14 protein-coding genes are annotated in these 16,367 nt (G+C 60.5%); 4 read left to right on the forward strand and 10 right to left on the reverse strand.

Annotated elements, in window-relative coordinates:
* Positions 1 to 44 precede the first annotated feature (44 nt).
* Complete coding sequence (locus PH547_RS06700) at positions 45 to 1,025, reverse strand: polysaccharide deacetylase family protein (protein ID WP_104825167.1); 981 nt, start codon at positions 1,023 to 1,025, stop codon at positions 45 to 47.
* Between the two features lie 204 nt (positions 1,026 to 1,229).
* Here PH547_RS06700 and PH547_RS06705 point away from each other — a divergent pair, with 204 nt between their 5' ends.
* The 3 genes from PH547_RS06705 to der all read left to right on the forward strand — a co-directional run bounded on the left by PH547_RS06705 (position 1,230) and on the right by der (position 4,038).
* The gene (locus PH547_RS06705; RefSeq protein WP_104823814.1) at positions 1,230 to 1,811 is read left to right on the forward strand and encodes an NnrU family protein; all 582 of its coding nucleotides are present in this window, start codon (positions 1,230 to 1,232) and stop codon (positions 1,809 to 1,811) included.
* Between the two features lie 100 nt (positions 1,812 to 1,911).
* Complete coding sequence (locus PH547_RS06710) at positions 1,912 to 2,595, forward strand: tetratricopeptide repeat protein (protein WP_285167840.1); 684 nt, start codon at positions 1,912 to 1,914, stop codon at positions 2,593 to 2,595.
* A 15-nt stretch (positions 2,596 to 2,610) separates the two neighbouring features.
* Positions 2,611 to 4,038 carry a ribosome biogenesis GTPase Der gene (gene der / locus PH547_RS06715; RefSeq protein ID WP_104823812.1) on the forward strand — a complete coding sequence of 476 codons (1,428 nt, stop codon included), beginning with the start codon at positions 2,611 to 2,613 and terminating at the stop codon, positions 4,036 to 4,038.
* A gap of 12 nt (positions 4,039 to 4,050) precedes the next feature.
* On the opposite strand, the gene PH547_RS06720 is transcribed toward der, so the two are convergent.
* The 8 genes from PH547_RS06720 to PH547_RS06755 form a co-directional block, all read right to left on the reverse strand.
* Positions 4,051 to 4,491: a MarR family winged helix-turn-helix transcriptional regulator gene (locus PH547_RS06720; protein ID WP_104823811.1), complete on the reverse strand. Its 441-nt coding sequence runs from the start codon at positions 4,489 to 4,491 to the stop codon at positions 4,051 to 4,053.
* 474 nt (positions 4,492 to 4,965) lie between these two features.
* Positions 4,966 to 6,072 carry a glycosyltransferase family 4 protein gene (locus tag PH547_RS06725; RefSeq protein ID WP_104823810.1) on the reverse strand — a complete coding sequence of 369 codons (1,107 nt, stop codon included), beginning with the start codon at positions 6,070 to 6,072 and terminating at the stop codon, positions 4,966 to 4,968.
* 123 nt (positions 6,073 to 6,195) lie between these two features.
* Positions 6,196 to 7,113: a sugar kinase gene (locus PH547_RS06730; protein WP_104823809.1), complete on the reverse strand. Its 918-nt coding sequence runs from the start codon at positions 7,111 to 7,113 to the stop codon at positions 6,196 to 6,198.
* 93 nt (positions 7,114 to 7,206) lie between these two features.
* Positions 7,207 to 8,193 (reverse strand): ABC transporter ATP-binding protein, encoded by a 987-nt coding sequence (locus tag PH547_RS06735; RefSeq protein WP_104823808.1) that lies wholly within the window; start codon positions 8,191 to 8,193, stop codon positions 7,207 to 7,209.
* A complete protein-coding gene (locus tag PH547_RS06740; RefSeq protein WP_104823807.1) occupies positions 8,186 to 9,181 on the reverse strand; it encodes an ABC transporter ATP-binding protein in 996 nt (331 codons plus the stop codon). The genes PH547_RS06735 and PH547_RS06740 overlap by 8 nt, the downstream gene beginning before the upstream one ends.
* 1 nt (position 9,182) lies before the next feature.
* Positions 9,183 to 10,100 carry an ABC transporter permease gene (locus tag PH547_RS06745; protein WP_285167841.1) on the reverse strand — a complete coding sequence of 306 codons (918 nt, stop codon included), beginning with the start codon at positions 10,098 to 10,100 and terminating at the stop codon, positions 9,183 to 9,185.
* Complete coding sequence (locus PH547_RS06750) at positions 10,097 to 11,020, reverse strand: ABC transporter permease subunit (RefSeq protein ID WP_104823805.1); 924 nt, start codon at positions 11,018 to 11,020, stop codon at positions 10,097 to 10,099. Before PH547_RS06750 ends, PH547_RS06745 begins: the two co-directional genes overlap by 4 nt.
* Positions 11,021 to 11,070: 50 nt before the next feature.
* Positions 11,071 to 12,651, reverse strand: coding sequence for a peptide ABC transporter substrate-binding protein (locus PH547_RS06755; protein WP_104823804.1), 1,581 nt, complete (start codon positions 12,649 to 12,651; stop codon positions 11,071 to 11,073).
* Between the two features lie 293 nt (positions 12,652 to 12,944).
* Between PH547_RS06755 and bglA the strand changes: the two genes are divergently transcribed.
* The gene (bglA, locus tag PH547_RS06760) at positions 12,945 to 14,591 is read left to right on the forward strand and encodes a beta-galactosidase BglA (RefSeq protein WP_104823803.1); all 1,647 of its coding nucleotides are present in this window, start codon (positions 12,945 to 12,947) and stop codon (positions 14,589 to 14,591) included.
* On the opposite strand, the gene ade is transcribed toward bglA, so the two are convergent.
* Positions 14,592 to 16,289, reverse strand: coding sequence for an adenine deaminase (gene ade, locus PH547_RS06765; RefSeq protein WP_285167842.1), 1,698 nt, complete (start codon positions 16,287 to 16,289; stop codon positions 14,592 to 14,594). It abuts the gene before it with no gap.
* Positions 16,290 to 16,367: the final 78 nt, after the last annotated feature.

Consider the following 16,367-nt stretch of genomic DNA (forward strand, 5'->3'; position numbering starts at 1 on the left):
ATCGACTCACAGAGTCGATTGCTCGGGCTTCGCACAATCGCTCCTCACCCCTGCTGCAGCTTGCCGCGCGCCGCGATCAATGGGATTGCCTCGGAATAGCTGACGCAAGCGACTCCGTCCTTATGGCAGACGTCGCTGACGAAGCGGTCCAGCGCCCGCCAATAGGCGCCGTCGTTCATTTCCACAAAATGGAAGCCGAACTGCACCGGAATGCGGTCGCCTTCATATTGTTTGGCGAAGGCGGCTTCGAAAGCATCGAAAGTGCGGTCTTCGAAGGCCTTGGAATCCGCCTTGTCTTCGACGCCCTTGGAATGGTGGACATAGAGATTATAGTCCATGCCGATCACCAGATGGTGGTCGGAACCTTCGGGGATCAGCGGCAGGCCGAAGCGGTAGATGCCGTCGACTACCTGCGGCAAAGCCGGGCCCTTGGTCACGAGGCTGGCGTCGTACTGGAACCCCATGGCTTTTTCGGCCGGCACCAGGCCGTCGCTGGTCGAAAGATAGGGCGCGCGGAAGCCCTTGACGTCTTTCGTCGCAAATTCCTGCCAGCCCGGCGGCTCCTTGTCCGCTTCGCCGACGTTCTTCCACGCGTCGCGCAGCGCGATGCGTGCGTTCATGAATTCCTGCTGCCAGTCCGCCGATGTCCACTTCTTGCCGTCGAAGTGGCCGCAGGCGTGGCTGGAAATATCATGGCCTTCGAGATGCGCGCCCCAGATATTGGCGATACGCGTGCGCACGTCGTCGTCGCTCTTGGCGAAGCCGACGTTCGATTTGCCGGCTTTCTGTCCCGGCGCCTGATAAGCCTTGGCCTGATCGTGGTTCATCAGGAAGGTGCAGGAGAGGAAATAGGTGAAATGCGCGCCGTTGCGCGACGCGATCTCGCGGCTCTTCGTCCACAGCGCATTGTCATGCGCGCCGTCGAACGAGATCATCACCAATTGCTTCGGCTTTTCCTGGGCCTCGGCGATCGCGGGCAGGGCAAGGGAAAGGGCGAGGGAGGCGAAAGAGACAAAACGAAACATGGGCACCGCGAAAATTGTTGAAGTGGGCACGAGTTCATCCGCAATCCTTTTCACGCTTTTCACTGCGCAAACCTGCGGTTCGGAGGTCATGCCGGGCTTTCTCGTCTCCGTGCCGATCAAATGCGGCAAAGCTGCGGTCCCGCTGGCAATTTTTCGCCATAGTCGATACTGGTGTCTTCATAAGACACGAACGGGATTTCACTCATGTCACTGCTGATCCTTGGCATCATTCTTTTCCTTGGCATTCATCTGATCCGCGTCGTGATACCCGGTTTCCGTCGCTCGATGATTTCGAGCATCGGCGAGGGCGGCTGGAAGATCGGCTATTCGATCGCCAGCATCGTCACGCTGATTCTGTTGATCTACGGCTTCGGGCAAGCGCGCGACTCGACCCCGATCTGGTCTCCGCCCTTCTGGATGAGCCATATCACTATTTTGCTAATGCTTTTTGCACTGATCTGTCTCGTCGCTTCGCTGCTGCCAGCCGGGTATATCGCCGTCAGGACGAAGCATCCGATGGTGCTGTCGGTGAAGATCTGGGCCTTTGCGCATCTGCTTTCCAATGGCGATGGCGCAGCCATGCTGTTGTTTGCCGCCTTCCTGGCTTGGGGCGTCATCATGCGGATCTCGCTGAAGCGGCGCGAACGTGCGGGCGAGATCTCGCTGCGGCCCTTCGTTTCGGCGAAATACGATCTTTATGCCGTTGTCATCGGTATCGTGGTCTGGGGATTGATCATTTGGAAGCTGCACGAGTGGATTATCGGGGTTTCGCCGCTCGTTATGTGATGATTTCTGCCATTCCCCCTTACAACGGCCGCAAAATGGAGTAGAAGGCCCCACTACCCATAAGCTCTTTGCAATATTTTGGCCTGGGCCGGAGACGAGAATGGCATTCAACGACGATAGCTTCATCCGCGAGGTGAACGAAGAACTGCGTTCGGACCAGTTGCGGTTCGTATGGCGCCGTTTTGGCCGGCTTATCATCGGTGGCGCCGTGCTTATCGTTCTCGGCACGGCCGCCTTTAGCGGCTATCGCTACTGGTCAGGACGCCAGGCCGGCAGCAGCGGTGATCAGTTCATCTCCGCGCTGACGCTGGCGGATCAGAACAAGACGGACGAAGCGCTGGCCGCGTTGGCGACCATCGAGAAGAGCGGCAGCGGTTCCTATCCGCTGCTGGCGCGCATGCGCGCTGCCACACTGCAGGCGCAGAAGGGCGATACGGCCGGTGCGATTGCTGCCTTCTCGGCGATCGGCAAGGAGTCCGGTGTTCCGGCCGTAATCCGGGATGCGGCTCGCCTGCGTGCGGCCTATCTGCTTGTCGATACGGGCACGTATGACCAGGTTGCCGCCGAGGCCCAGGAGTTGGCCGTGCCGGCAAACGCTTTCCGGCATTCCGCACGTGACGTGTTGGGTCTTGCCGCCTACAAGGCCGGCGATTTCGCCAAGGCGCGTCAATGGTTCCAGGCGATCGTCGACGATCCCCAGAGCCCGCGCAATGTCGGCAACCGCGCCCAGATGCTGCTCGATCTCATCACCGCATCCGGCAAGGCATCGGTCGCTAAAGGCTGAAGGGTAAATCACTAAATGAGTTTCACGGTCGCGATCGTCGGTCGCCCGAATGTCGGCAAGTCCACTCTTTTCAACCGTTTGGTTGGCAAGAAGCTGGCGCTCGTCGATGACACGCCGGGTGTAACGCGCGACCGCCGTCCTGGCGATGCGCGCCTCGTCGATCTTCGTTTTCGCATTGTCGATACCGCTGGTCTCGAAGAAGCCGACGAAGAGACGCTGGAAGGCCGCATGCGTGCCCAGACGGAGGCTGCGATCGATGAAGCAGACCTGACGCTGTTCGTCGTCGACGCCAAGATGGGTTTGACCCATGTCGACAAGACGCTCGCAGAAATGCTGCGCAAGCGCGGACGTCCGGTGGTTCTCGTCGCCAACAAATCGGAAGCGCGAGGCTCTGACAGCGGCTTCTATGACGCTTTCACGCTCGGCCTTGGCGAGCCTTGCCCGATCTCTGCCGAACATGGCCAGGGTATGATGGATCTGCGCGACGCTATCGTCGAGGCGCTCGGCCATGAGCGTGCCTTTCCGCCGAGAGAGGATGAGGCGGAGACGAATGTCAGCATTCCGCGCCCTGCCATGGGTGAGGACGGTGAAGAGATCGACGAAGAGCCGGCCTATGACGACACGCGGCCGTTGCGTGTCGCCATCGTCGGCCGCCCGAATGCCGGCAAGTCGACGCTGATCAATCGTTTCCTCGGCGAGGACAGGCTGCTGACCGGTCCGGAAGCCGGAATTACCCGCGACTCGATCTCGGTCGATTGGAGCTGGCGCGGCCGTACCGTGAAAATGTTCGATACCGCCGGCATGCGCCGCAAGGCCAAGGTGATTGAAAAGCTCGAAAAGCTCTCCGTCGCCGATGCACTGCGCGCCATTCGTTTCGCCGAGACCGTAGTCATCGTCTTCGACGCCACCATTCCCTTCGAGAAGCAGGATCTTCAGATCGTCGATCTCGTCGTCCGCGAGGGCCGGGCCGCCGTGCTTGCCTTCAACAAGTGGGACATGATCGAGGATCGCCAGGCAGTGCTTGCCGACCTGCGCGAAAAGACCGACCGGCTGCTGCCGCAGGCGCGCGGTATTCGCGCCGTTCCGATTTCCGGTCAGACGGGCGAGGGATTGGACCGGTTGATGCAAGCGGTCGTCGATACCGACAAGGTCTGGAACAAGCGCGTGTCCACCGCCAAGCTCAATCGCTGGCTGGAGACACAGCAGGTTCAGCATCCGCCACCGGCGGTTTCCGGCCGGCGTATCAAGCTGAAATACATGACCCAGGTGAAGGCGCGCCCGCCGGCCTTCATGATTTCCTGCACCCGCTCGGATGCGCTGCCGGAATCCTATGTGCGCTACCTGATCAACGGCCTGCGGGAAGATTTCGCCATGCCGGGCGTGCCGATCCGCATCCATTTCCGCTCGTCGGACAATCCTTACGAGACCAAAAAGAAGCGATGACGGCCTGAGGGATCAGGCCGCGTTCTTACTGAGCGCTTCGCGCAGCTTGATGATTTCCGCTTTCAACCGTGTCAGCTCGTTCGCCGTGGTATCCGATGCATCCAGGATACAAGCGGGGATGCCGGTGGCCTTCTTCTTCAAACCGACGCCTTCGCTGGTCAGGCTGATCAGCACCTGACGCTCATCTTCCTTGCTGCGGGTGCGCTGAATGAAGCCGGCGGCTTCCAGGCGCTTCAGCAGCGGCGTTAGCGTACTTGATTCCAGGAAAAGCTTTTCGCCGATACCGCCGACGGTCTGGCCATCCTCCTCCCACAACGTCACCATGACGAGATATTGCGGATAGGTGAGGTTCAACTCATCGAGCATGGGCTTGTATAGCCGGTTCATCGCATGGTTCGCCGAATAGAGGGCGAAGCATATGAAGGTGTCCAGTTTCAGTGGGTCGTCTGTCATTTCCAGCACTCCGTAAGCGACCTTACTTAAATCGTGCAATAAATAATCGTATACATAAAAGCGCATGGGAGCCATGCATTTCTTGGTATTGCAATGCAAAGCCCCATCTGAGAACCGCGGCTGGGTATTTAGCGCCAATACGCCAAGCCCGGCCCGTTCGCGGATGGCCAATAGCACCTGCGCCGCTCCCAGGTATGTGGCGGAACATCCAAGGAATTCAATTTTGACGTTTGCTGCTGGTCATATCGACTAGAACATGAAGGCAGAGCGTCGCTGTGCGTGCCAGTGAACGCGGTGGACCGGCCAACTGTTCCCGCATGCCATAGTGCGCAGACAATATCGCCGCTGCGCCGGCGAGAGCCGGTCGTGATGTGACGCTCGTTCTTTGTCGTCTACGGGATGGAAGAGAATATTGAACGCATGCGTGCTTCGCACGAAACGGCGGCCGTCGGCGGCCGGCGAATAGCCCGCACTTTAGTGGTTTTGCGTCAACATCCGGCCGCGATGATTGGCGAGGCGGACGTTGCCGATGAATTGCGTGGTGGCAGCTTCCCAGGAATAGTTGAGCGCCAGAGCACGAGCCGCCTCGCGGGAAGAGGAGAATGCGGCAAAGCAGGCTTTCGCCAGATCTTCGTCGACGACGCCGGCCGCATCATTGCCGCCAAGGATATCGGCAGGGCCGGTGACGGGATAAGCGGCGACGGGAACGCCGCTCGCCAGCGCCTCCAAGATGGTATTGCCGAATGTATCGGTCTTTGACGGGAAGACAAAAACGTCAGCTTGCGAATAGGCATGCGCCAGCGCTTCGCCGAACTTCGAGCCGAGGAAGAGCACTTTTGGATAAAGTTTCTGCAACTCGGCCCGCGCCGGTCCGTCGCCGACGACGACCTTCGAGCCAGGCAGGTCCAGATCGAGGAAGGCCGGCAGGTTCTTTTCGAGCGCCACCCGGCCGACGGTCATGAAGATAGGGCGGGGCAGGCCGAAGGGGTTGTCTTCCAGCGGCTGCGGGCGGAAAAGCGTCGAGTCGATGCCGCGGCTCCAGGGCAGCAGATTGTGAATGCCCTTCTGCTTGAGCTCATTGGCAAGGCTCGGTGTCGCCACCATGCAGCCGGAACCGGCATTGTGAAACCATTTGACGAAGGCGTAGAGCCAGCTTTGCGGGATCGGCAGCCTGGCCGCGACATATTCGGGAAAGCGAGTGTGATAGCTCGTCGAAAACGGCATGCCGTTTTTCAGGCACCAGCGCCGCGCCGTCAGCCCGAGCGGGCCTTCTGTCGCGATATGCACATAGGTCGGCCGGACTGCTTCGATCCTGGCGGCGACCTTGCGGTAACTTGCGATCGACAGGCGGATTTCCGGGTAGGTCGGGCAAGGGACGTTGCGAAAACCTTCCGGCGTGATCATGGCGACATCGACGCCGATGCGCGCCAGTTCGCGGTTGGTATTTTCGATGGAGCGGACGACGCCATTCACCTGCGGATGCCAGGCATCGCTGACGATGAGCAGGCGCTCCGGGTTTGCGACCGGGGTTGCCCCTTCAGCCCATGCTCTGTGATCGATGTCCGACAAGCGCTGCAACATATCCAAAAACGTTCCATCCGCACCGCACCCTCATGGTGTCGGTACAACCCAATCCGGTGCAGCAAAGATGATTCCCGCGCCTGTCCTATTGTGCGGGGTGTCCATGATGGAAATATTACAGCCTTAGCCGGCGGCTTGCAGCTTTTCCGGCGGCACCAAGGCACCGTGTTCCTGAATGACCCTTGCGGCGATTTCTGCGGCAAAATGGGCGGCGGCGACGGGGTCGTCATGTTCCAGATAATGGGCAAGGAACGCGCCATTGAAGCTGTCGCCGGCGCTGGTGGTGTCGATGACCTTCGCGACCTTGACGGCTGGAACGAGCGTTTCGCCGGCATCGGTTCCGACGGTCGCGCCATCGGCACCGTTCTTGACGACGACCATATTGGCGCCGTGCAGCCGGTAACGGCGGATGGTGCCGGCGATCGAATCGTCGCCGAAATGCGAGACCTCGTCGTCGAAGCTCGGCATAACCAGCGTCGAGGCACGGGCGCCTTCACCGATCATGGTGTGCATGGCATCGAAGCTCGACCAGAGGCGCGGGCGCAGGTTGGGGTCGAAGACCACCAGCTTGCCGACCGCCTTGGCGCGGCGGAGCTCGGCGAGCAATGTCTCGGCGTCTTCATGCGAGAGGATCGCCAAGGTAATGCCGGAAAAATAGAGGACGTTGGCCCCCTCGATCGCGGTGCGAAGCTGATCGCCATCGGCGGCAAGCTGGCGGGCGGCCGAACTGTCGCGCCAATAGCTGAAAGAGCGCTCGCCATCCTTCAGGTTAATCATGTAGAGGCCGGGCGTCTTGCCACGGAGGCGGCGAATGCTCGACGTGCCGATGTCATGCGCTTTCATGAAATGCAGCATTTCGTCCGACATCGCATCATCGCCGAGGGCGGTGAAATAATCGACGGACCAATCGGCCGGCAGGCAGGCGCGGGCGTACCAGGCCGTGTTGAAGGTGTCGCCGGCAAAGCCCTTGCGCAGATATCCGTCCTCGGCCTGCGACAGCTCCACCATGCATTCGCCGATCGATAGAAAATGCCCGCCCAAGACGTCCTCCTGCCTTTTCCTTCGCTGCTGCATACGCGGATGCGGCTGCTTGAGCAAGGTGGACGGCGGGCTGCGCCGTCCACCTTTTGAGCCTTATGGCCTGTCCATATGATAGCACGCCGCGGTCTGGCCGGGGCGAACTTGCTCAGTCGGCGGCATCTTGGTCCTGCAAATATCCGTCGCCTTCCAGCAGCGTGGCGAGAAGACGCAGCCGGCTGGTGGATTGAGCGGCGAGGGCGGGTCGCCCTGCAGGCGGATACGCTCGCGCCCGCGCGCCCGCTTCGGGTCGGGGATGGGTGCGGCGGAGAACAAGGCCTGTGTATAGGGATGGGCTGGATGGTCGAAGACGGTGGCGGCGTCGCCCGCTTCCACCACCTTGCCAAGGTAAAGCACCAGCACGTCGTCTGAGATCAGCCGCACGACGGAGAGGTCATGGCTGATGAAGATCAGCGTCAGGCCGAACTCCTTGCGCAGCTTGCGCAACAGCGTGATCACCTGACCCTGGATCGATACGTCGAGGGCCGAGACCGGTTCATCGCAGACGATCAGCTTCGGCCGCGTCACGACTGCGCGGGCAATGCCGATGCGCTGCGCTTGGCCGCCGGAGAACTCATGCGGGTAGCGATTGATCATTTCCGGCACGAGCCCGACCGCCGCCATGATCTCGCGGACGCGCTCCTGCCGCTGCGCCTTTGTCAGCTTCGGCTCGAATACGGTCAGCGGCTCGGCGATGATGTCGCCGACCGTCATGCGCGGGTCGAGGGAGGCGATCGGATCCTGGAAGATGATTTGCATGTCGCGGCGGGCGGCACGCATTTCCTCTTCGGAAAGATCCAGCAGGTTTCCGCCTTGCCACATGATGCGGCCCTTCTGCGCCTTGATCAGCCGCAGGATGGAACGGCCGAGTGTCGACTTGCCGCACCCGGATTCGCCGACGATGCCAAGCGTGCGCCCGGTCTTCAGCTCGAAGCTGACATCATTGACCGCCGTCAGGACCAACGGCGGTTTGAAGAGAGATTTCGATGGCAGCTCGAATTCGGTGGTCAGGTGCTCGACCTTCAGAAGCGTGTGTTCAGCCATGGATGAGGCTCCGTTCCTGCTGGGCAGAGAGGGGATGGAAGCAGGCGGCGCAGCGTTGCGGCGCAAGCCGGTCGAGCGGCGGCGGCGCGTCCAGGCAGTCGTCCTGCACATGGGCGCAGCGCGGCGAGAAAGAACAGCCGCGCGGCAGATGCATCAGGTTCGGCGGCCGGCCGGGTATGACGGCGAGATCGTCGACATCCTGATCCGGCCGCGGGATGGAGGCGTGCAGCGCCGCGGTATAGGGATGGGCTGGATTTTCGAAGAGCTCTTCGACCGGTGCCTCCTCGACGATACGGCCGGCATACATGACGGCGACGCGATCGGCGAGGCCAGCCACGACGCCGAGATCGTGGGTGATCATCACCAGCGCCGTGTTCATTTCCGCGGTCAGCTCGTTGAAGAGATCGAGGATCTGCGCCTGGATGGTGACGTCGAGCGCCGTCGTCGGCTCGTCGGCGATCAGGAGCTTCGGCTTGGTGAGCAGCGCCATGGCGATGACGATGCGCTGGCGCATGCCGCCCGAGAGTTCGTGCGGATAGAGATTGAAGCGTCGCGTCGGGTCAGGGATGCCGACGCGCTTCAGCATGTCCAGTGCTGCGGCAGACGCCGCGCGCGCCGAAAGCCCGCCATGGACTTCGAGCTGCTCGGTCAATTGCCGTGAGATCCGTAGCGAGGGGTTGAGGGCGGTCATCGGGTCCTGGAAGACCATGGCCATGTCCTTGCCGCGCACATGGTCGAGTTCGCGTGGCTTCAGCGTCAGGAGGTCCTTGCCATCCAAAAGCGCTTGGCCGCTGGTGCGGCCGTTCTTGGCGAGTAGGCCCATCAGGCCGAGGAAGGTCTGGCTCTTGCCGGAGCCGGATTCGCCGACGATGGCGATGCGCTCGCCACGGCCGATCGTCAGGTTCATCTTCGAGACGGCGGCCACTTCGCCTTCCGGTGTACGGAAGGTGATGGAGTAGTCTTTGAGTTCGAGAAGCGTATCTGTCATGTCAGCGATCCTTCGGATCGAAAGCGTCGCGTAGGCCATCGCCGATGAAGAGCAGGCTCATCAGCAGGGCGACAAGAAAGCCGGCGGGGAAGAACAATAGCCAGGGCGTGGTCTCCATGCCGGCGGAGCCCTCGGCGATCAGCGTGCCGAGCGAGGTCAGCGGTTCCTGCACGCCGAAGCCCAGATAGGACAGGAAGCTCTCCGTGGCGATGATCTCGGGAATGGTGAGCGTCGCGTAGATGACGACCGGCCCGACGAGGTTCGGAACGATGTGCTTGAGAATGATCTTGAACGATCGCTGGCCGGAGGCCCGCGCCGCTTCGATGAATTCCCGCTGCTTGATGGAGAGCGTCTGACCACGCACGATGCGAGCCATAGTGAGCCATTCGAGCGCCCCGATCGCCGCAAACAGCAGATAGACGTTGCGGCCGAAGATCACCATCAGCAGGATGACGAAGAGGACGTAGGGGAGGGCGTACATGATGTCGACGAAGCGCATCATGATCGCATCGACACGACCGCCGAAATAGCCGGCGACGGCGCCATAAAGCACACCGATAACAACCGAGACGAGGGTTGCCACCAGGGCGACGGTCAGCGAGACGCGCGTGCCGTAGAGCGTGCGGGCAAGCAGGTCGCGGCCGTTGCCGTCGGTGCCGAAATAGTGGCCGGCGGCGAAGTCCGGAGGGCCGCGGAAGGAGGTCCAATCCGGATCTTCATAGTTGAAGGGCAGGAAATACGGGCCGAATATGGCAACCAGAACCAGCACTGCCAGCACGATCAGCGACAGCGCGGCAGCCTTGTTGCGGAGCAGGCGACGCAGCGCATCGCCGGTGAGGGAGCGCCCCTTGGGTGCAAGCCCCTCTGCCGAAAGCAATTCCGCTTCCAGCAATTCTCTCTTGGCGGAATTGAGGATCATCGCATTCTCACTTTCGGGTCGAGCCAGGCATAGGCGATATCGACCAGCAGATTGAGGACCACGATCAGGACCATGTAGAAAATGACCGTGCCAAGAACCATGCCGTAGTCGCGGTTCAGCGCCGCGCCGACGAAGTAGCGGCCGACGCCGGGAAGGCCGAAAATGCTTTCTACCACCAGCGAGCCGGTAAGCAGATAGCTTGCTGCGGGTCCGAGATAGGACACGACGGGCATCAAGGCGGGCTTCAAGGCGTGCCGCATAACGGTGAGCCGTGGGCCTATGCCCTTAGCCTTGGCGGTACGGATAAAGTTCTGGCTCATCACCTCGATCATCGAGCCGCGCATTAGGCGCGAAATGCGTGCCGCATGCGGCAATGTCAGAACGATGACCGGAAGGATCAGGAACCTGATCGAGCCATTGCCCCAACCGCCGACCGGCAGCCAGCCAAGCGTATTGCCGAAGACGAGCTGCAGGATCGGGGCGATGAGGAAGCTTGGCATCACAAGGCCGATGAGCAGTCCTCCGCCCAGCCAGTAGTCGGCGCTCCGGTTCTGATAGAGCGCCCCAAGACAGCCGACAACCACGCCGATGATCGTTGCAAGAACGAAGGCGGCGCCGCCGATTGTCAGCGTATAGGGAAAGCCGGACATGATCTGCTGGGTGACGGTGAAGTCCTGGTTAGCGAAAGAGGGGCCTAGATCGCCCTTCATGACGTCGCCGACATAGATCAGATATTGCTCAACCAGAGGCTTGTCGAGGTTGTAGTGAGCCGCGAGGTTGGCTTTGACTTCCGGCGGCAATGGCCTTTCGCCATCGAAGGGGCCGCCGGGAGCGAGGCGCAGAATGAAAAAACACACTGTCACGGCAATCCACAGGACGGGGATTGTCGACAGCAAACGACGGAGAGCGTAGCCAAACATGGTCTTAGACGGCCCCCTCCCGGTTTATCTGGGAAGGGGCCTGTTCCCAATTATTCTTTGATCGACAGCCAGCGAGTGCGATGGATGTCCTGGATATTATCGACGAAGCCCTGGACCTTCGGGGCGACGATGTTTTGGGAGACGTAGTAGTAGATCGGGATGGCAGCGCTGTCGTCGAGCGCGAGCTGCTCGGCCTTCTTGTAGATTTCGGCGCGCTTCTTCAGGTCGGTCTGTTCGTTGCCCCGCTTGATCAGCGCATCGTAATCCGGATTGCTCCAGCGGCCATAGTTCATTTCGACACCGGTTGAGAGCAGGTTCAGGAAGTTGATGGGATCGTTGTAGTCGGCGAGCCAGCCGGCGCGGCCGATTTCCACCTGACCGCGCTGCATTTCATCATAATGCACCTTGGTTTCGGTGTTGTAGAGCTCGATATCGACGCCGAGCGGCTTCCACATGGCGGCGATCGCAACGGCGATGCGCTTGTGGTTATCATTGGTGTTGTAGCGAAGCTGCGCTTTCAGCGGATGGTCAGGGCCGAAGCCGGCGTCCTTGAGCAGCTTCTTGGCCTCTTCGACCTTCTGCTTGTAAGGCTCATCCTTCCAGCTCACATAGGCCGGCTCGCCGTAATTGGCCGTGCCCGGCGGTACCCAGGAATACATCGGCAGCTCGCCGGTGCCGAGAATCTTCGGGCCGATGACTTCGCGGTTGACGGCCATGGAGAGGGCCTGGCGGACGCGCTTGTCGTTGAAAGGCGGCTTGGTGGCGTTCAGCACGTAATAGTAGGTGCCGAGGAACGGAACCACATGCGCCTGGCCAGGAAGGTTCTTCTGGATCCAATCAAACTGGTCGGCGGGGAAAGAGGTGAGGATATCGAATTCGCCGGCGCGATAGCGCTTCAGGGCAGCGGCCTGATCTTCCAGCGTGTAATAGTTGACGTTGTCGATCTTGATGTCCTTGGCGTCGTAATACTGGTCACTCTTGACCATGCTGACATGCGAACCGGGCACCCATTCGGTGGGCTTGTAGGGGCCGTTGGTGACGATGTTGCCGATCTTGACCCATTCGTCGCCCTTGGATTCCACGACATGCTTCGGCAGCGGATAGGCCGTGTAGTGCATCAACGCGTTGAGGAAGTAAGGCGTCGGATTTTCAAGAGTGATTTCCAGTGTCTTGTCATCGATTGCCTTGACGCCGAGCTGGCTGAGATCCTTGATTTCACCCTTGTTGATCTTTTCCGCATTCAGGATCGTATATTGCAGGTAGGCATATTGGGCGGCGGTTTTCGGGTCCATCAGGCGCTGGAAGGCAAAGACGAAGTCCTGAGCCGTTACCGGCTGGCCATCGGACCATTTGATGCCGTCACGCAGCTTGAAGGTATAGACCTTCTGATCGGGGGAAATGGTCCAGCTTGCTGCCTGGCCGGGGATCGGGTTGTCCTTAGGATCTTCCGTCACCAGGCCTTCGAAAATATCGCCATCGATACGGTTTTCCCAGTCGCCGGAAATTTTTTGCGGGTCGAGCGACGTCGGGTCGCCGCCGTTGTGGATATTTAGGGTCGCCGCATGTGCAGAGACGCTTAACAACGTGCCGACGAACGCCGACACGATGAACTTCTTGCTGAAATGAGTCATATCTTTCCCCACCTTTCTGGAGCTATGGGCCTTGTTTTTAAGGCTATTTTTATCCCGCAGGTGACCTGTACGTGCAGGTCAATGTCGCAAGTTATCCGATGCAACGTCGCTTTCAAGTCCTAAAGCGAGCGGCCGCTTGAGGCTGTGAATATCTACACTGGCAATTTTCCGAAATCACTTCACGAATTTTTGCGCGTTCAATCCCCGGTTCATCCTTCATCTGGTTTGCCGCTTGCCGCCCAAGGCTTAGTGTGCAATCTGAAGGGTGAGAGGAAATCGAGGCGGATTGTTTCATGAAATCAACGGACAAAGCGGCGGGAGCCGATTGGTGGCGTGGTGCGGTGATCTATCAGGTCTATCCGCGGTCGTTTCAGGATACCGACGCCAATGGGCTCGGCGATATCAAGGGTATCACTCGCCGCCTGCCGCATATTGCCTCACTCGGCGTCGATGCCATTTGGCTGGCTCCCTTCTTCACCTCGCCGATGGCCGATATGGGTTATGACGTCGCCGACTATTGCGACGTCGATCCGATCTTCGGCACGCTCGCCGACTTCGACGAGATGATGACATCAGCGCATGCGCTCGGCCTCAAGGTCATCATCGATCAGGTGATTTCGCATACGTCGGATCGCCATCCCTGGTTCGTCGAGAGCCGGGCAAGCCGCAATAATCCCAAAGCCGACTGGTATGTCTGGGCCGATCCGAAGCCGGATGGCACGGCGCCGAACAACTGGCTGTCGATCTTCGGCGGGCCTGGCTGGGAATGGGATGGCGTGCGCCGGCAATATTACCAGCACAATTTTCTGACCTCGCAGCCGGACTTGAATTTCCACAATAGCGAAGTCCAGGATGCCGTGCTTGCGGCGGTCAAGTTCTGGCTCGATCGCGGTGTTGACGGCTTCCGGTTGGATACGGTGAACTACTATTTCTGCGACAAGAAGCTGCGGGACAACCCGCCGGCCGCGGTTGCCATTGGCGGACTGGATGCGCCGGAAAGCAACCCCTATGGCATGCAGAACCACCTCCATGACAAGACGCAGCCGGAAAACATCGGCTTCCTGAAGCGCTTCCGCAAGCTGCTTGATCAGTATGAAGGGCGCACGACCGTCGGTGAAGTCGGCGACGGCGCCCGCTCGCTGCAGACGGTCGCCGCCTATACCAGCGGCGGCGACAAGCTGCACATGTGCTATACCTTCGATCTGCTAGGCCCGGACTTCACACCGGAACATTTCCGCCGCTGCGTCGGCGATTTCCAGGAAAACGTCGCCGACGGCTGGGTTTGCTGGGCTTTTTCCAACCACGACGTAAACCGTCATGTCAGCCGGTTTGCCGAAACGGAGGCCGAGCAACCGCGTGTCGCCAAATTGGCGATTTCCTTGCTGTCTACCTTGCGTGGTTCGATCTGCCTCTATCAGGGTGAGGAATTGGGCCTGCCCGAGGCGGAACTCGCGTTCGAGGATCTTCGGGACCCCTACGGCATTCGCTTCTGGCCGGCCTTCAAGGGCCGCGACGGATGCCGCACGCCGATGCCCTGGGAGGCGGGCCGGGCGCACACAGGCTTTACCACGGCAGACAAATCATGGCTGCCGGTGCCTTATCAGCACGCAGCACTTGCCGTCGACAAGCAGGAGGCGGATGCGCAGTCCGTTCTTCACCACTATCGCGAGACCCTGGCCTTCCGAAAGCGGCATGCAGCGCTGGTCGATGGCGACATGGTCTTCCTCGATACCAAGGAGGACGTCTTCGCCTTTACGCGCAAGAAGGGCGACGAAACACTGCTTTTTGTCTTCAACCTGTCTCGTAAGCCCGTAAAGGTTGCTCTGCCAAAGGGGATCAAGGTGGCGAAAGCTGTGCCGATGCCGGGCTTTGCGACCGCCAACGCCAGCGAGGTGGTGACACTCGCGGCGTTGGATGTGTTCTGCTGCCAGGTGGGGTGATCACCCAATCAGCATAAACTTGTCGACATCGACAAGGCCCCGGTCCGAGATCTTCAGATGCGGGATGACCGGCAGCGGCAGAAAGGCGAGCTGTAGGAAGGGCTCTTCCAGCGTCGCGCCGAGGGCGTAAGCTGCCTGACGCAAGTGATGCAAGGTGTCGCGAACGCTTTCATAGGGTTCAAGGCTCATCAGGCCGGCGACGGGCAGGGCGATTTCGCCGGTGACGACGCCATTTTCGACGACGACGAAGCCGCCGTTGATCTCGCTAAGACGATTAGCGGCGCGGGCCATATCGTCTTCATTGACGCCGACGACACAAATATTGTGGCTGTCGTGACCGACCGTCGAGGCGATGGCACCCTTCTTCAGGCCGAAGCCCTGAACGAAACCATTGGCATGATTGCCGTTCTTGCCGTGCCGCTCGATGACGGCGACCTTGATCACATCATTGCCGAGGTCGAGGTCGGTCTGGTTGCCTTTGACTGGCAGGCGATACCGGCGATGCTGCGTGATGATCTTTCCTGGGGTGACGCCGATCACGGAACTTTCGCCCTCGGTCACCGGCACGCCGAAATCGGCGGCGTTGATCGGGCGCGCCCTGACGCTATCGAGGCCGACCGGGGCGATGGGCTTGCGGTGGGCGAAAAGCTCCGCAGTGACGCGCCGGCCCGCGGAGAAGACGATCTCCGCCTTGCAGTTCTCCAGACTGTCGATGATGACAAGATCGGCGCGCCAACCGGGCGCCACCAGGCCGCGGTCGCGCAGGCCGAAGGCGCGGGCAGCCGAGATGGAGGCTGCGCGATAAATCGCCAGCGGCTCGACGCCGTGGGCAATGGCGGTGCGGATCATATAATCGAGATGGCCCTGTTCGGCGATGTCGAGCGGATTGCGGTCATCGGTGCAAAGCGCAAGGTAAGGCGACAGGCGTTCGGTCAGGATCGGCATCAGGGCATGCAGGTCCTTGGAGACCGAACCCTCGCGCACGAGGATATGCATGCCTTTGCGGATCTTTTCGAGCGCTTCCTCGGCGGTGGTGCATTCATGCTCGGTGCGGATGCCGGCGGCGAGATAGCCATTGAGGTCGTTGCCGCGCAGCAGCGGCGCATGGCCGTCGATATGGCCGCCCTGGAAAGCCTCGAGCTTGGCCATGCAGACGGGGTCCTTGTGCACGACGCCCGGGAAGTTCATGAATTCCGCTAGGCCGATGACCTTCGGATGGTCGCGGAAGGGCAGGAGCTTCTCGATCGGCAGGTCGGCGCCTGACGTTTCCAGATGCGTCGCCGGCACGCAGGAGGAGAGCTGGACGCGGATGTCCATGATGGTCTCCAGCGAGGACTCCAGAAAATACTGGATGCCTTCCGTGCCGAGCACATTGGCGATCTCATGCGGATCGCAGATGGCGGTAGTCACGCCATAGGGCAGGACACAGCGATCGAACTCATGCGGCGTCACCAGCGAGGATTCGATATGCAGATGCGTATCGATGAAGCCCGGAACGACGATCCGGCCGGAGATGTCGATCTCCTCGCGGCCCTGATAGCCGCCGCAGGTGCCGACGATACGATCGCCGCAGATGGCGATGTCCGAGGCAACCAGCTCGCCCGTCACCAAGTCGAAGAACCGGCCGTTTTTTAGCACGATGTCGGCAGGCTGCCGGCCGACGCCCTGGTCGATATAGCGTTCGAGTTTGGTGGTCATGGTCATCCCTCGCATATGGATCGCCCCTCATGCCGGCTCTTCTGCTGAAGCAAAAGGAGGCGTGAGGGGCGCAGTTTT

Origin of the sequence: Rhizobium cerradonense, from assembly GCF_030182455.1 — a bacterium.
GTDB lineage: Bacteria > Pseudomonadota > Alphaproteobacteria > Rhizobiales > Rhizobiaceae > Rhizobium.

Bases quoted from the DNA above. Each gene is read 5' to 3' on its own strand.
- PH547_RS06750 (WP_104823805.1), bottom strand. From the start codon at position 11,020: ATGTTTGGCTACGCTCTCCGTCGTTTGCTGTCGACAATCCCCGTCCTG.
- bglA (WP_104823803.1), top strand. From the start codon at position 12,945: ATGAAATCAACGGACAAAGCGGCGGGAGCCGATTGGTGGCGTGGTGCG.
- PH547_RS06735 (WP_104823808.1), bottom strand. From the start codon at position 8,193: ATGGCTGAACACACGCTTCTGAAGGTCGAGCACCTGACCACCGAATTC.
- PH547_RS06705 (WP_104823814.1), top strand. From the start codon at position 1,230: ATGTCACTGCTGATCCTTGGCATCATTCTTTTCCTTGGCATTCATCTG.
- PH547_RS06755 (WP_104823804.1), bottom strand. From the start codon at position 12,651: ATGACTCATTTCAGCAAGAAGTTCATCGTGTCGGCGTTCGTCGGCACG.
- PH547_RS06720 (WP_104823811.1), bottom strand. From the start codon at position 4,491: ATGACAGACGACCCACTGAAACTGGACACCTTCATATGCTTCGCCCTC.
- PH547_RS06740 (WP_104823807.1), bottom strand. From the start codon at position 9,181: ATGACAGATACGCTTCTCGAACTCAAAGACTACTCCATCACCTTCCGT.
- PH547_RS06745 (WP_285167841.1), bottom strand. From the start codon at position 10,100: ATGATCCTCAATTCCGCCAAGAGAGAATTGCTGGAAGCGGAATTGCTT.
- ade (WP_285167842.1), bottom strand. From the start codon at position 16,289: ATGACCACCAAACTCGAACGCTATATCGACCAGGGCGTCGGCCGGCAG.
- der (WP_104823812.1), top strand. From the start codon at position 2,611: ATGAGTTTCACGGTCGCGATCGTCGGTCGCCCGAATGTCGGCAAGTCC.
- PH547_RS06710 (WP_285167840.1), top strand. From the start codon at position 1,912: ATGGCATTCAACGACGATAGCTTCATCCGCGAGGTGAACGAAGAACTG.
- PH547_RS06725 (WP_104823810.1), bottom strand. From the start codon at position 6,072: ATGTTGCAGCGCTTGTCGGACATCGATCACAGAGCATGGGCTGAAGGG.
- PH547_RS06700 (WP_104825167.1), bottom strand. From the start codon at position 1,025: ATGTTTCGTTTTGTCTCTTTCGCCTCCCTCGCCCTTTCCCTTGCCCTG.